The organism is Brevundimonas sp. DC300-4 (assembly GCF_049897365.1).
In the GTDB taxonomy this organism is placed as follows: Bacteria; Pseudomonadota; Alphaproteobacteria; order Caulobacterales; family Caulobacteraceae; genus Brevundimonas.
Window position 1 is genome coordinate 55,277 of record NZ_JAFCWC010000003.1, and the last position, 15,181, is coordinate 70,457.

Genomic DNA, 15,181 nt, shown 5'->3' on the forward strand with positions numbered 1-15,181 from the left:
GTTCTGTCGCTTTCGCGTCACACAGGGCGCTATCCCAAGGCTGAAACATGGCGTGAGCACAGCGTTGTCCTTGTCGCACTGTGCGGCTTGCACTACGAAAAACTCACGAGAATCCGACGCTCCGTAAGAAGAGCGCGGGTTGGGAATCAGGAAACGCCGCGATGCGCTCCGAGAGGAGGCGTCGGGCCATGAGCCGGGAGCCATCCATGCGTCTTACTCAAATTCTTCGTTGCACGGCATCCGCCGCCGTCGTCGGCGCGGTGGCCTTCGGCTTCGCCGGGGTCGCCTCGGCCCAGGACGGCCAGGCCTCATCGGTCGACGACATTATCGTCACCGCCCAGAAGCGCGAGCAGAGCCTGCAGGACGTGCCGATCGTGGTCACCTCCCTGTCGGCCGAGGCGCTCGAAGACGCCGGCGTCAAGGACATCAAGGATCTGCAGATCCTGACCCCCGGTCTGACCGTCACTTCGACGACGTCGGAAGCCTCGACCACAGCCCGCATCCGCGGCGTCGGCACCGTGGGTGACAACCCCGGTCTGGAAAGCTCGGTCGGCGTGGTGATCGACGGCGTCTATCGCTCGCGCAATGGCGTCGGCTTCGGCGACATCGGCGAACTGAGCCGCATCGAAGTGCTGAAGGGACCGCAAGGCACCCTGTTCGGCAAGAACACCTCGGCCGGCGTCATCAACATCATCACCGAAGCCCCGTCCTTCACGCCGGGCTACAGCGCCGAATTCACCGCCGGCAACTACGGCGACCTGGGCGCCTCCGGCTCGATCACCGGCCCGATCAGCGACCAGGTCGCGATGCGCCTGTACGCCGCCCGCCGTGTGCGCGACGGCTTCTACAACGTCGACACGGGCGATGGCCCGCGCACCGAGACCGACGACGCGAACCGCGACTTCTACACGGTGCGCGGCCAGCTGCTGATCCTGCCAAATGACTCGTCGTCGATCCGCCTCATCGGCGACTACACCAGCCGCGACGAATATTGCTGCACCGGCGTTCAGGTCCGCACCGGCCCGACCTATCCGTTCATCGACGGCGCATCGAACGGCACCGGCCAGCGTCCCCCGGCCGCCGGCTTCGGCTTCCTGCCCTTCTCGCGCGACGCCTTCACCAACCGGTCCACGGCGCAGCAGATCGAAGACAAGGGACTGTCGGCGGAAGCCAACATCGACATCGATCAGTGGAACGCCACCTTCACCTCGATCTCCTCGTTCCGCGACTGGAAGGTCCAGAACGGTCAAGACGCCGACTTCACCGGCGCCGACATCGCCTACCGCGTCAACGACGGCCAGTTCGGCGCCAGCGTCCGCAACATCACACAGGAATTCCGCCTGGCGGGCGCCACGGACAGCCTCGACTGGCTGGTCGGATTGTTCGCCACCCGTGAGCAGGTCAACCGTCACGACAGCTTCTACCTCGGCGCCGACTACGCTCCGGTCTTGTCGCTGCAGCTGACGGCGCCGTTCGCCGGCCTGGGCATTCCGACTAGCGGCAACTCGATCGGTTGCTTCACCCGCGCCGGTCAGACGGTGACCCAGATGACGCAGTGCCTCGGCACCGGCGGCGCCGTGTTCGGTACGGGCCCGACGCCCGTCGCCGGTCAGGCCCTGCGCGACGAATACCAGCAGCAGTCGGACTCGCTGGCCATCTTCACCAACAACAGCTGGCACGTCACCGACCAGTTCGATGTGACCCTGGGCCTGCGCTACACCTACGACAAGAAGACGCTGGAAGGCCTGCAGACCAACGTCGGCACGTCCTCGGCCACCTGCGCCGGCGCCCTGGGCAACTTCACCACCCTCGCCACCCTGGTCGGCGGCGGCAACCCGGCCGCTGGTCAGGCCAGCGCCGGCGCCATCACCGCACGCCTGTGCCTGCCCTGGACCAACCCGTTCTTCGCCAACCGCGGCATCCGTGAGAGCGCCAACGACGGCACCCTCAGCGGCACGGTCAAGGCGGCCTATCGCCTGAACGACTCGGTGCTGGTCTATGGTTCGTATGCCCGGGGTTACAAGAGCTTCGGCTACAACCAAGATCGCGTGCAGGGAACGGTTCCGCCGACCCCGCAGGCGTCGCTGTTCTTCCCTTCGGAAGACGTCAACAGCTACGAACTGGGCATCAAGACCACCCTGTTCGATCGCTCCATGCTGCTGAACGCCACCTACTTCGACCAGACGTTCGAGAACTTCCAGCTCAACACCTTCCTCGGCACCGCCTTCGTGGTTGAGTCGATCCCGGAGCTGACCTCGCGCGGCGTCGACGCCGACTTCCTGTGGTTCACCCCGGTGGAAGGCCTGAGCTTCAGCGGCGGCGTCACCTACACCAAGGCCGAGTACGCCAGCTTCACCGCTGCTGACCTGGCCAAGCCGGCCAACTTCCCGGGCTTGTCGCTTCTGCCAGGCGCCACACCGTCGTTCGCGCCGGAATGGTCCTATGTCGCCGCCGTCAACTTCAACCGGTCGATCGGCAATGGCCTGACTGCAGGCTTCAGCCTGCAGGGCAAGTACATGACCGAGTACAACACCGGATCCGACCTGCTGCCCTTCAAGATGCAGGACGGCTTTGGCACCGTGAATGGCCGCATCACCATCGGTTCGGAAGACGAGCGCTGGACGCTGGAAGCCTGGGCCCAGAACCTGACGGACGAAGAGTATGTCCAGGTCGCCTATAACGGCTTCCTGCAGGGCAGCGGCTTCCAGACCACGGTCCAGCCGAACGGCACCTTCTACAACCCGGCCGGCGACACCCAGACCATCGACGCCTTCCTGGGAGCCCCGCGCACCTTCGGCGCGACCCTCCGCCTCAAGTACTGAGCCCGGCGAAAGCCGGAAAGACCGAGCCGGCCGGGGGCGACCCCGGCCGGCTTTTTCTTGTGCTCGATCCTACACACGCCATGAGGTGTTGAACGCGCTCCGCGACTGTGATCGCGGGGGGCGAGCGATCATCCACGCCGGCGGCCCTCTGGCCGAGCACTCGCCTCATCGATCGACGACCGGCTGAAGGTCGTGAAACGCAGGCCGGATGCGACCGATCAGTGGCGGGCCCGACAGATGCAGATCGCGGTCTAGGCCTCAGGGACCCGGGCCTTTGTACGGCCCCAGCCGTCGCGGGGCCTCCGCCTCGCTCCCGAACAGACGACCCGCCGGCTGTTCACCCTGTCGCAGGCGACGACGGAGATCGACATCCCCGAACACCGATGAGGCTTCGGAATCTCGATTCCACGCCCTGTTCGAACCGGGCTGACTCCGACCGCGCGCCCGTTCACTCGGCGGGCGCGGTCTCGCCTGCCTGGGTGTGGTGCTGGCCGGCGAACATCCCGCCCAGTCGACGCCGGATCCAGCCCGAGATGTCGTCCACGATGGTGAAGATCGGCGGGATGAACAGCAGCGACAGGAAGGTCGAGGAGATCAGTCCGCCCACGACCGCGATGGCCATCGGTTGACGGAACTCGACGTCGGCGCCCCAGCCCACGGCGACCGGGATCATGCCTGCTCCCATGGCGAAGGTGGTCATCAGGATCGGCCGCGCCCGCTTGTGCGCCGCGTCCATGATTGCGTCGATCCGCTTCATGCCCCCCTGCTCGGCGATGACGATGTAGTCGACCAGCAGGATGGAGTTCTTGGCCGCGATCCCCATCAGCATCAGCACCCCGATCAGGGACGAGATCGAGAAGCTGGACCCGCCGATCATCAGGGCCACGAAAGCCCCGCCGATGGCCAGCGGCAACGAAGCCATGATGGTGATCGGATAGGCGAAGCTGCGGAACAGCAGCACCAGGACGGCGTACATCAGCAGGATCCCGGTCAGGAAGGCGACCGCAAAACCGCTGATCATCTCCTGGATGAACTCCTGGTCGCCGGCCGGGACCTGACGGACGCCGTCCGGAAGGTTCTGGACCGAGGGCAGTTTCTGGACCAGCACGCCGGCTTCACCCGAACGGATGCCATCGAGTTCGGCCGTGATCGAGGCGATGCGCGACCGATCCTGACGCAGCACCTGTGAGGGACCGGCGCCGAACTGGATGTCCGCTACGGCGCTCAGCGGCACCGCGCCGCCATTTGCGGTCGGGACGCGCAGGTTCTCGATCACCGACAGGTCCTCGCGGGCGTCGCGGGTCAGGCGCAGACGGATCGGCACCTGACGGTCGCCGAGGTTGTATTTAGGCAGGTTCTGGTCGACGTCGCCGATGGTGGCGACGCGGACGGCCTGGGAGATGGCGCTTGTCGAGACGCCCATCAGGGCGGCCTGATCCGGACGCGGCGTGACCAGAATCTCGGGCCGCGCGATCGAGGCGGTGTTGACGACGTTGGCCAGGCCGGGGACCGTGCGCATCTCGGCCTCGACGGCACGAGCTGCGGCCACCAGGGCCTCGCCGCTATCCGACAGGATCGAGAAGGTATAGCTGGTGCCGTCCGAAGGGCCGCCGCCCTGGTTGGCGATGCCGGCGCCGATGCGGGCGCCCGGAATGTCCTTCCAGCTGTCGACCATGGTGCGGGCGAACTCTTGCTGGCTCAGGTCGCGATCACCTTTGGGCAGCAGGTCGGCATAGACGTTGGCCTGGTTGACCTCTTGTCCGCCGATGGCGGCGAAGACAGATGTGACCTCGTCTCGCGCGCGCAGGTCGCCGGTCAGGCGCTGAACGACCGCGTCGGTCTGGGCCAGGGTCGCGCCTGGCGGCAGTTCAACCGAGAAGCCGGCCCGAGCCACGTCACCCGAGGGCTGGAACTCGAACGGCACGCGAGGCGCGACCAGCAAGGACGTGGCGAGGAACAGCGCAGTGCCTATGGCGAAGACCTTCCAGCGGTTCCTGAGGCTCCAGCTCAGCGACTTCAGATAGCCCGCCATCCAGAACGGGTCCCTGTCCTCATGCTTCTGGTGCTTCAGCAGATAGGCCGCCATCAGCGGCGTCAGGGTTCGCGCCACGACCAGCGAGAACGCCACGGAGACGCAGGCCGCCAGGGCGAAGGCTTTGAAGAACTGGCCGATGATGCCCGGCATGAAGCCGACCGGCGCGAAGACGGCGATGATGGTTGCGGTGGTGGCGACGACGGCCAGGCCGATCTCGTCGGCGGCCTCCATCGAGGCGTTGTAGGGCGATTTTCCGTCCCGCATGTGCCGGACGATGTTCTCGATCTCAACGATGGCGTCATCGACGAGAATGCCGATGGTCAGGGACAGGGCCAGCAGGCTGACCACGTTCAAGGACTGACCCATCGGTCCCAGCACGGCGAAGGCGGGGATCAGCGACAACGGCATGGCCATGGCTGTGATGAAGGTGGCCCGCCAGTCGCGCAGGAAGATGAACACGACGATGACCGCCAGGACCGCGCCCAGCAGCAGGGCCTCCAGCGAGGCGATGTAACTTTCCTCGATCTGTTCGACGCTGGCCGTGACCTGCTGGATCTCCAGCTGGGGGTTGTCTTCGTCAATCTTCGCGACGGCCTCGCGGACCTTTTCGGCGATCTTGACTTCGGAGGCGGTGCGCGAGCGCAGGAAGTTGAAGGTAATGGCTTCCTGGCCGTTGTAGCGGGCCAGACGCCGCGGTTCGGACCAGTGGTCCTCCACCGTTCCGAGATCGCCCAGACGCACGGTGCGGCCGCCGCTCAGCGGGACCAGGGTTTCGCGCAGGCCTTCGATCGAGGTCGCGGCGCCCAAGGTGCGGATGGACCGTTCCGACCCCGAGATGGTGACCCGGCCGCCCGGCTGGTCGGAGTTGACCCCGGTCAGGGCCTGGCTGACCGCCGCCGCCGTCAAGCCATATGAGGCCAGGCGATCGGGATCCAGTTCGACGGCGATCTCGCGATCCACGCCGCCTGAGCGGTTGACCTCTCCCACGCCCTTGATGGCCAGAAGGGTACGGCTGATGTTGTTATCGACGAACCAGCTGATTTCTTCCGGCGTCATGGTCGAGGAGCGGACGACCCACGTGATCAGGGCGTCGCCGGTGATGTCGATGCGCTGAACACCGGGTTCCTGCATGTCCTGGGGCAGGTCGGCGCGCAGGCCGCTCATGGCGTTGCGCACGTCATTGGTGGCGCGTTCGGTGTCGGTGCCCAGTTCGAACTCGATCGTCGTCGAGGAGACACCGTCCATGACCTGGGAGTTGATGTGGCGCACGCCCGACAGGCCGGAAAGGGAGTCTTCGATCAGCCGGGTGACCTGGACCTCCATCTCACTGGGGGCCGCGCCCGGCCGCACGGCCGTGACCGCCACCAGCGGGAAGTCGATGTCCGGATTGTTGTTGATCCGCATGTTATTGAAGCTGAGCAGACCAGCGATGGTCAGCAGCGTGAACAGCAGGATGATCGGGATCGGGTTCTTGATTGACCAGGAGGAGATGTTCTTCATGGTCAGGCCCTAGCGCGCGGCCGGAGCGGCGGCAGGCACGGTCGCGGGAGCAGTAGAAGCACTCGCCGCAACGACGTTGACGCGGTCGCCGTCGCCGAGGAAGCCGGCGCCGTCGACCACGACCTGGGCCCCGGCGTTCAGACCGGTGACCGAGGTGCGCGCCTCGGAACGGGACAGGACCGTCACCGGCTGGAAGCGGACGTGGTTATTCGTCATCAGGACGTACACGCCCGAGCGGTTCTCGCGATACAGGACGGCGGCCGTGGGCACGGTGATGGTCGGCTGGGCGCCAACGTCGATCTCGGCCCTGGCGAACATTCCAGGGCGGAAGCCGCCGCCGGCCAGGGCGATGCGCGCGACTCCCAGGCGGCTCTGTGGGTTCACCTCCGGCGTGACGATGCGGACGCGGCCGGTGGTCTGGCCGACCTGATCAGAAGAGATGGTGGCGGTGTGGCCCGCGCGGATGAGGGCCAGTTCGGTCTCGGGCACCTGGGCATCGAGTTCCAGCCGGCCATCGCGGACCATGCGGAACATCTCGGCCCCGGCCTGGACGATCTGGCCCCGGGTGACGTTGCGGCTGATGATAAGGCCGGCGACCGGCGCACGCAGGGTCGCCTGCGAAAGCCGGGTCTGGGTCTCGGACAGCGACGCCCGCGCCGAGGCCAGGTTTGCGGTCGAGGCGCGCTGATTGGCCAGAGCCGTATCCAGCGACGCCTGACTGAGGAAGCCGCGTTCCTTCAGTTCCTGCGAACGGGCCAAGGCGGCCTCGTCGCGGGCCAGGTTGGCCTCGGCGGTCTGTACGCCCGCTTGCTGCTGGCGCAACTGGGCGCGCAGCAGGGCGTCGTTGAGCTGGACCAGGGGCTGGCCCTGGCGGACATAGGAGCCTTCGTCGACGTAGACGGCGGTTGCGACCAGACCGCCGGTCTCGGCGCCGACCGGCACCTCCTCCCAGGCCGTGACGCTGCCGGATGCGGTGATGATGCGCGGCTGGCTGGTCACCGCGGCGGACACCACCGTGACGGTCGGGCCGGAAGCCGCCGCAGCGCCGGACTTTTCACCCTTCTCCTCGCCGCCCCCGCCGCAGGCGGCGACGGTCAGGCCCAGGCCGAGGACAAGCACCAGTGTCGAGGCGCGGAGAAGGCGGGAGGGCGTGGGGGCCACGGAGCGATCCTGTTGTCTGGGCGGGCGAGGGAGCCGCAGGGGGAGGCGCTGGCCGGGAGAAGACGCGTCCGGCAAGCCGGGTCTCATACCGCGTTCGGGCCCCGCCCTCAAACCGCAAGCGTCGCCATTACGACGATGTAATCCGGACCGAATCCGCTCGCTGAAGGCGTTCATCAAGACCCGCGTTGGCGCTGTGGGCCCGGTCATGCTAACCGCCCGGCACAATGAAGACGCCGCCCATCGACCGAATCCGCAATTTCTCCGTCGTCGCCCACATCGATCACGGCAAATCCACCCTGTCCGACCGGCTGATTCAATTCACCGGGGGCCTGACCGCGCGCGAAATGTCGGCGCAAGTCCTTGATTCGATGGACATCGAGAAGGAGCGGGGGATCACGATCAAGGCGCAGACCGTGCGCCTGAACTATACGGCGAAGGACGGACTCGACTATGTCCTGAACCTGATGGACACGCCGGGGCATGTGGACTTCGCCTATGAGGTCAGCCGGTCGCTGGCGGCGTGCGAGGGTTCGCTGCTGGTCGTCGATGCGTCGCAGGGGGTCGAGGCCCAGACCCTGGCCAACGTCTATCAGGCCATTGATAACAATCACGAAATTGTTCCAGTTCTGAACAAGATCGACCTGCCGGCGGCGGAGCCGGAGCGGGTCAGGCAGCAGATCGAGGACGTCATCGGCATCGACGCCTCGGACGCCGTCCTGTGCAGCGCCAAGTCCGGCATCGGCATCGAGGACGTGCTGGAGGCCATCGTCACCCGGCTGCCGGCGCCGAAGGGCGACCCCGACGCCCCGCTGAAGGCCCTGCTGGTCGACGCCTGGTACGACCCCTATCTGGGCGTCGTCGTCCTGGTCCGTGTGTTCGACGGCGTGCTGAAGGCCGGGATGCGGGTCAAGATGATGCAGAACGGCTCGACCCACCTGATCGACCGGGTCGGCGTCTTCCTGCCCAAGAACACCCCCGTGGACCAGCTCGGCCCCGGCGAGGTCGGCTTCATCACCGCCCAGATCAAGGAGGTCGCCGACGCGGCCGTCGGCGACACCATCACCGACGAACGCAAACCCACCGCCGAGGCCCTGAAAGGCTTCAAGGACGTGCAGTCGGTGGTCTTCTGCGGCCTGTTCCCCGTCGACGCCGCCGATTTCGAGGACCTGCGCGCCGCCATCGGCCGGCTGCGGCTGAACGACGCCTCCTTCACCTTCGAGATGGAATCCAGCGCCGCCCTCGGCTTCGGCTTCCGCTGCGGCTTCCTCGGTCTGCTGCATCTGGAGATCATCCAGGAGCGCCTCTCCCGCGAGTTCAACCTCGACCTGATCGCGACGGCGCCCTCGGTGGTCTACAAGATCGGCCTGCGCGACGGGCGCGAGATCGACCTGCACAACCCGGCGGACCTGCCCGACGTGATGCAGATCGAGACCATCTCCGAGCCGTGGATCAAGGCCACCATCCTGACGCCCGACGAATACCTCGGCAGCGTCATCAAGCTGTGTCAGGACCGGCGCGGCTCACAGGTCGAACTGTCCTACGTCGGGTCCCGGGCGCTGGTGGTCTATGAGCTGCCGCTGAACGAGGTGGTGTTCGACTTCTACGACCGGCTGAAGTCGATCTCGAAGGGCTATGCCTCGTTCGACTACGAGATCACCGACTACAAGGTCGGCGACCTGGTCAAGATGAGCATCCTGGTCAATGCCGAGCCGGTCGACGCCCTGTCGATGCTGGTCCACCGCGCGAGGGCCGAGACGCGCGGCCGGGGCATGGTCGAGAAGATGAAGGAGCTGATCCCGCCCCATATGTTCGTCATCCCGATCCAGGCCGCCATCGGCGGCAAGATCATCGCGCGGGAAACCGTGCGGGCCCTGCGCAAGGACGTGACGTCGAAATGCTACGGCGGCGATGCGACCCGGAAGAAAAAGCTGCTCGAGAAGCAGAAGGCCGGCAAGAAGCGCATGCGCCAGTTCGGCAAGGTCGAAATCCCGCAGGAGGCGTTCATCGCGGCGCTGAAGATGGATGAGGATTGACCGCAGTTTGAGGGCGCTAGCGCTCGGCGCGCGGCGCCTCGCTGCTTGAGCGCGGATCGGGGCGTTAGGGCTTCAGCGCGCGAGCGAGGCCTCAGCGGCGGCGATCAGGGCCGGTAGATCGGCGATCGCGGTATAGCGGACGCGGGTCGGCGTGATCTGGTGATAGGCGTGGCGATAGGCGTTGCCGCTGTCCATGATCGCGCGCCACGGCAGGTCGGCCGATCGTTCATCTGGCGACAGCCGGCGGGCGGCCTCCGAAACGATCTCAAGACAGCGGACAGTCGCGTGGTAGCGCATGGGGTCGGCCGCGAAGACAGCGGCCTCGACTTCGGCGGCCCAGCGATGGGCCAGCGCCGCATGAGCGGCGATCTAGTCCCACGCCTGTCGATCCGCCTCAGAAGGCATGGACCGCGTCACGCTCGGCGCTGGGCCGGACGTGGGGCCTGAGCGCCTTGCGTTCCGAGACGTCGACCTTGATGGGGAACAGATCACTGATGAAATGCGTGATGCCCACATAGTCCCAAAGACCGACCTCGGCCGCCGGGTCGAGCTCGACCATGATGTCGATGTCGCTGTCGGGGCCGGCCTCGCCGCGGGAGAGGGATCCGAACAGCGCCGCGTGGGCCACGCCTTTCAGGCGCAGCGCCGCCTCATTGGCGCGCAGGACGGCGATGACAGCGTCGCGGGTCATGGGCCGAGGATAGTGCGGAATGGTCCGGGTGGCGAGCGGGCCGCTGTCTGCTGCAAGATCATCGCCCGCGAGACGGTGCATGCGTCGACGAAAGCGATCATATTCGCGTCTTGTCGGCCCACCCCGACCGAGACGCGAGACCGCCCGATGGCGATTGAAATCACCTATGATGCCGAAGCCGACGCGCGTCGCGCTCGGCGGCGGGCCTGACATGAGCCTTCAGACTGGCGCCTCGAACGCTAAATGGCTGGCCGCGATCGAGGCGAACGGGTCGACCCTCCACCAGCGGCTGGAGGCCGGCGAGCGTCTGGTGGAGTTGCGGTCCTGAGACCCCTTCGGCGGCAGGATCATCGCCGCGCTGAAGATGGATGAGGATTGATCCGCCTGCGGATCTTCGGAACACCCGTGATCCGGTAACGTTGTCATTGGCTGGACGAGGAGTCTTCCGATGAAACGACTGATCCCGCTGACAAGCGCCCTGGCCCTGACGCTGGTCGTATCCGGCGTCGCCATGGCGCAGGACGGAAAGGGCCACGACCGTGGAAACGGCAATGGCAATGGAAATGGCGGAGACGCCCACGGCCGACAGGAGCCGGGCGGCGACCATGAACGCGGCAACGGCCGTGGCGAGCGCGGCGGCAACGGCCGCAATGATCGTCAGGCCGAGGTGCGCGTTCCCGAGGTGGTGCGCGAGGTCTCCCGCGCCGAGAGGCGGAGCGTGGAGCGGGACGTCCGCCGCGAGGTTGAACAACGGGTCACGGTCGACAATGGCGTGGTGGTCCTGCGCCGGGACGTGAACCGGGGCATGCTGAACGGGTGCCCGCCGGGGCTGGCCAAAAAGGACAACGGCTGTCTGCCGCCGGGACAGGCGCGTCAGATCGAGCGGGCCCGGGATCCCTATAATCGCTACAACTATGTGTGGCGCACCCTGGGCGGCGACGGCGACTACCAGTATCGCGACGGCTATGTGTACCGCACGACGCCCCAGGGCGGCCTGATGGGATATCTGCCCGTGCTGGGCGGCATCCTGTCGCCGGGCAACACCTGGCCCAGTCAGTACGCCTATCAGCAGCCGCCGCAGTCGCTGTCGCAGTACTACGGCCTGACCGACGGGGCCCAGTATCGGTATGCCGACGGCGTGCTGTACCGCGTCGATCCGCAGACCTCGTCGATCGGCCAGGTCGCGGCCCTGCTGACGGGTCAGCAGTTCAACGTCGGCCAGCGTCTGCCGGCCGGCTACGATGTCTACAACGTGCCCTATGCCTATCGGAACCAGTACGCTGACAGCGCTCAGAGCCAGTACCGGTACAACGACGGCTCCGTGTATCAGGTCGACCCCACCACACAGCTGGTGCAGGCCGTCATCCAGCTTTTGACCTGAGGGACCGATGAGCAATCAAAGACTCTGGGCGCTCGCGCCCCTGATGGTCCTGTGCCTCGCGGGGTGCGGGCGGGACGCGGACAAGGCCGGGCCCGACGGCGTCGCGGCACCCTCGAACCAGACGCTGGCGGCGGCCATCGCCGACGAGGGTGATCTCGACACCCTGGAGGGGGTCGTCAGCAACGGCGGCCTGTCCGAGGTGCTGGAAGGCAAGGGGCCCTATACCGTCTTCGCCCCCGTCAACGCCGCGCTCGGAACCGCGGGGTCCGAGCTGGCGGGCGAGGCCATGAAGGCCCAGAGCGCGGCCCTGTTGCGCGCCCACATCGTGCCCGGCGCCCTGACGCGGGCCGACATCGAGGCCGCGCTGGCGCGCGGCGGCGCCGACGGCGTGCAGATGCGCACCATGTCCGACGGCCTGCTGACCTTCTCGAAGGACGGCGACGTCATCGTGGTGACCGCAGCGGACGGCGCGACGGCCCGTCTGACCGGGGCGGAAACGGTGGTGTCGAACGGGGCGGTTCAGCCGGTGGACGGGGTGTTGGTGAAGGCGGAGTAGGGGCTTGCGGGGCGACTGAGGGGCGGCGAAGCGTTGCTTGACGCACTCTGGCCTTCGCCGACGAGACGGCGGGCTTGCCTCAATGCAAGCCCGCTGCTTGGCGCGGATGCCGAAATCGGCTCAATCTTGGACGCAGCGAGGGAACGCCATGAATAAGATGCGTTGGGTCCAGACCGTTGACCGCTTGATGATGCGAGATTGGTGCATCGACACAGCCGATGCGGGCTTAGACGATGCTGAGCTGTCGCGGTATTGGCGAGAAGGCGAAGAGCCTGAGGCATTCGTAGCGTGGTTTGCCGAGAAGTATGACCTCATCCGCTACGAGCGGCGGGCCGTCTAAGTAAGGCTTGGCTTTAGCTGTTCGCTGCGTTGGATAAGGCGACCTCTGAAGGTCTCAGCTGAGACACCCTCCGCCAAGCGAACTTCTTGCCCTGCAAAGACTCTGTAGGGGCCATGCTGGAGGCTTGTCGCCAAGACGATGCGTCGGCTGTCCGGGTCGATGTGAAGCATTTCTCGATCGAATAGGGTGTGCAGGTCGGCCCGGAGCAGGAGGGCGTTGTCCGCCTGGTCCGTCTGAGGTCCCCTGTAGGGTACTATGTGCGCAGCCTCTAAGACGGTTTCGACGTCCCATCCGGAAATGGCGCAGCGGCCGTTGAAGGTCTTCAAGGCTTGTTTGCGGAACTTAGCACCGCCTTGGCGGACGACAATTTGAGCCTCTATGCGCTTTCGCGCGTCTTCCGAGTTTAACGGCGGGCCCGGTTCGGCCACTCCGCCGTAGGCGGATGTGGGCGGTTCGTAGACGAGGTCAGGCTCATTGACGGGAGGACTTTGCGTCTCACCGGCGGCATCATAACCTCGCAAGGTGAAGTGGCCTTCGTGCCAGCCGACCACCTTGGCGAGGCCCCACACGCGATACTGGACCTTGGGTCGTCCCTTCTCCTGAATAAGCACGGCGACCGGAACATCATCGAGCGCGCACGCCATCAGGCCGCGATTGGTCGCATAGCTGTCCCGCTCGGCCGGATCCTGGCCCTCTTGAAAATACTGATAGGTCCAAACGCCATCCATCTGTCCGACGGGCGGTCGGTCGGCATAGGGGCCTGTGAGTGACTGCCGGACGCTGAGCGTGTGGGTCCAGCCCTTGGGCTTATGAATGCCCTTCGGGCGGTTGACCAAGAACAGGCCTTCAAGCGGTTCGGGCCAGCCAATCAGCTCGCCGCGCCGATCCCAGAACCACTGGAGCGCGCGGCGATGCTCTTCGGTGAGAGTCTGAAGCCGATCCTGAAGCGCGGTCACAGGCGATGCGTCTCGTGAGAGATCGATCCGGCGCGAGTTCCTAGCTGTGGTTGGTGCTGCACGCCTGATTCCTACCTAAGGTAGGAGTGCCAGTTGTACGGGTTTTAGGCTAGCGGCGACTGTGATCCGGCCCATACCCATCAACGGATCGTCCGATTTCGCCATACGGATCAAGGTCCGGCATTATTTAGAGCCTTTATCCGCGCATGCCCTCCCGGCGGCCGCACACTGTCGGCATGGCCAAAGCTCCTCCCGAAGCCCCTGCGACCTATTTCCGGCTCTCGGACGAGACCTGGGCCCTGATCGTCGAGGAGTACGCCAACGGCGCCACGGCGAAACAACTGGGCGCGAAGTGGAAGGTGGCGCCCAACTCCGTCTATCGCCACGTCAGCGCGGCGAAGATGACCAAGCGGGACTGCGGCGACCAACGGGCGCGGGCGCACGCCAGGTCGGTCACGCTGGCGGCGAAGGCGCGGGACGCGAAGCTGGGGCCCCGGGGGGAGACGGTCGAGCCGGCCCTGACCACCCTGTTCGCCCCGCCGCCGGACGACGACCCCGATGCGACCAGCGCGATCGCCCTGGCGCGGCTGGCGACGCTGGCGTCCGGGCGGGCGATGAAGTCACGGCTGTGGATCGAGGCCAAGGCTCTGGCCGGGCTGGCGGAAGCCTATGCGAGGCTGGGCGCGGCGGGGGCCGATGACTGGGCCGGGAACAGGCCGTCGCCGCAGGACGAGGCGGCGCTGGCCTATGTGCTGGAGCGGCTGGAGGCGGAGGATCGCGACGCCGAACGCCTGCGCGAGATCGAACGGGGGGGGGGGGGGGGGGGTCGGAGGCCGGATGACGGGGGTTGCGACCGCCGGCCGTGACGATGTCGGCAAGCGGCTTGCCCTTTGGCGCGGCCAGCGCCTAGTCTGGATTGTGGCCGAAACGTGCGGCGCGGGAGTGGTGTAGCGTGCGCGGCGAGTTTGGCATTCTTCTGGCGCTGGCGATCTCTCTGGCGGGAGCTCCGGCCTCCGCCCGGTCCGTGCCGGCCCAGTCGGCGCCAGCCCAGTCCGTGCCGATCTTCCAGCCGGGCGCGCCGGGACAGGCCTCGCGGATCGTCACGCCCGAGGCGGCGCGGGCCCTGGGGCGCACGACCTTCACTGCAGACGACGTCCGCTTCATGCAGCATATGATCGTCCACCACGCCCAGGCGGTGGAGATGGTCGAACTGCTGCAGACGCACGGGACTGATCCGACGGTGGGGCTGATGGGCCGCCGCATCGCCCTGAGCCAGGAGGCCGAGATCGCGCTGATGCGCGGCTGGCTGGCCGAGCGGGGGCAGGCCGAGGCCATGACCGACATGGCGGGGATGCACGCCGGTCACGGCGGCATGGATCACTCCGCCCACATGAACCCCGCGGCCGCCGCCCCGGATCCGGACGACGTCGCACCGATGGCCGGCATGCTGACGCCGCGCCAGATGCGGACCCTGGCCGGGGCGCGGAGGACCGCGTTCGACCGCCTGTTCCTGACCGGCATGATCCAGCACCATCAGGGCGCGCTCGACATGGTCGACGACCTGATGACCCGGCCCGACGCGGCGAACGATACGATGCTGTCCGACTTCGCCGCCGCCGTCGTCGCCGACCAGCAGGCGGAGATCCTGCGCATGCAGTCCCTGCTGTCCGACCTTTGAACCCCGAACTCCAGACCCGAGAGATGTC

At 66.7% G+C, this 15,181-nt stretch carries 11 protein-coding genes; 6 read left to right on the plus strand and 5 right to left on the minus strand.

All coding sequences use genetic code 11. The features are described 5' to 3' along the window. Positions 1 to 206 precede the first annotated feature (206 nt). Positions 207 to 2,822, plus strand: coding sequence for a TonB-dependent receptor (locus ACP7AZ_RS05995; RefSeq protein ID WP_426037038.1), 2,616 nt, complete (start codon positions 207 to 209; stop codon positions 2,820 to 2,822). Between the two features lie 448 nt (positions 2,823 to 3,270). On the opposite strand, the gene ACP7AZ_RS06000 is transcribed toward ACP7AZ_RS05995, so the two are convergent. Continuing rightward, positions 3,271 to 6,357, minus strand: a complete 3,087-nt coding sequence (locus tag ACP7AZ_RS06000) for an efflux RND transporter permease subunit (protein WP_426037040.1) — start codon at positions 6,355 to 6,357, stop codon at positions 3,271 to 3,273. A 9-nt stretch (positions 6,358 to 6,366) separates the two neighbouring features. Continuing rightward, positions 6,367 to 7,518, minus strand: a complete 1,152-nt coding sequence (locus ACP7AZ_RS06005) for an efflux RND transporter periplasmic adaptor subunit (protein WP_426037042.1) — start codon at positions 7,516 to 7,518, stop codon at positions 6,367 to 6,369. Positions 7,519 to 7,742: 224 nt separating this feature from the next. On the opposite strand from ACP7AZ_RS06005, the gene lepA reads away from it, so the two are divergent. Beyond that, complete coding sequence (gene lepA / locus ACP7AZ_RS06010; protein WP_426037044.1) at positions 7,743 to 9,551, plus strand: translation elongation factor 4; 1,809 nt, start codon at positions 7,743 to 7,745, stop codon at positions 9,549 to 9,551. A gap of 72 nt (positions 9,552 to 9,623) precedes the next feature. Here the strand turns inward: lepA and ACP7AZ_RS06015 are convergent, their stop codons facing one another. Further along, positions 9,624 to 9,920, minus strand: coding sequence for a DUF86 domain-containing protein (locus tag ACP7AZ_RS06015; RefSeq protein WP_426037718.1), 297 nt, complete (start codon positions 9,918 to 9,920; stop codon positions 9,624 to 9,626). Positions 9,921 to 9,945: 25 nt separating this feature from the next. Next, a complete protein-coding gene (locus ACP7AZ_RS06020; RefSeq protein WP_303694241.1) occupies positions 9,946 to 10,242 on the minus strand; it encodes a nucleotidyltransferase family protein in 297 nt (98 codons plus the stop codon). A 448-nt stretch (positions 10,243 to 10,690) separates the two neighbouring features. Between ACP7AZ_RS06020 and ACP7AZ_RS06025 the strand changes: the two genes are divergently transcribed. Together ACP7AZ_RS06025 and ACP7AZ_RS06030 are read left to right on the plus strand one after the other, a co-directional pair. Further along, positions 10,691 to 11,623, plus strand: a complete 933-nt coding sequence (locus ACP7AZ_RS06025; RefSeq protein ID WP_426037047.1) for a hypothetical protein — start codon at positions 10,691 to 10,693, stop codon at positions 11,621 to 11,623. 7 nt (positions 11,624 to 11,630) lie between these two features. Continuing rightward, the gene (locus ACP7AZ_RS06030; protein WP_426037049.1) at positions 11,631 to 12,179 is read left to right on the plus strand and encodes a fasciclin domain-containing protein; all 549 of its coding nucleotides are present in this window, start codon (positions 11,631 to 11,633) and stop codon (positions 12,177 to 12,179) included. A 336-nt stretch (positions 12,180 to 12,515) separates the two neighbouring features. On the opposite strand, the gene ACP7AZ_RS06035 is transcribed toward ACP7AZ_RS06030, so the two are convergent. Then, on the minus strand, positions 12,516 to 13,475 hold the full coding sequence (locus tag ACP7AZ_RS06035; protein WP_426037051.1) for an HNH endonuclease: 960 nt from the start codon (positions 13,473 to 13,475) through the stop codon (positions 12,516 to 12,518). A 236-nt stretch (positions 13,476 to 13,711) separates the two neighbouring features. Between ACP7AZ_RS06035 and ACP7AZ_RS06040 the strand changes: the two genes are divergently transcribed. Next, the gene (locus tag ACP7AZ_RS06040) at positions 13,712 to 14,341 is read left to right on the plus strand and encodes a hypothetical protein (protein WP_426037053.1); all 630 of its coding nucleotides are present in this window, start codon (positions 13,712 to 13,714) and stop codon (positions 14,339 to 14,341) included. An 86-nt stretch (positions 14,342 to 14,427) separates the two neighbouring features. After that, positions 14,428 to 15,153: a DUF305 domain-containing protein gene (locus ACP7AZ_RS06045; protein WP_426037055.1), complete on the plus strand. Its 726-nt coding sequence runs from the start codon at positions 14,428 to 14,430 to the stop codon at positions 15,151 to 15,153. Positions 15,154 to 15,181 lie beyond the last annotated feature (28 nt).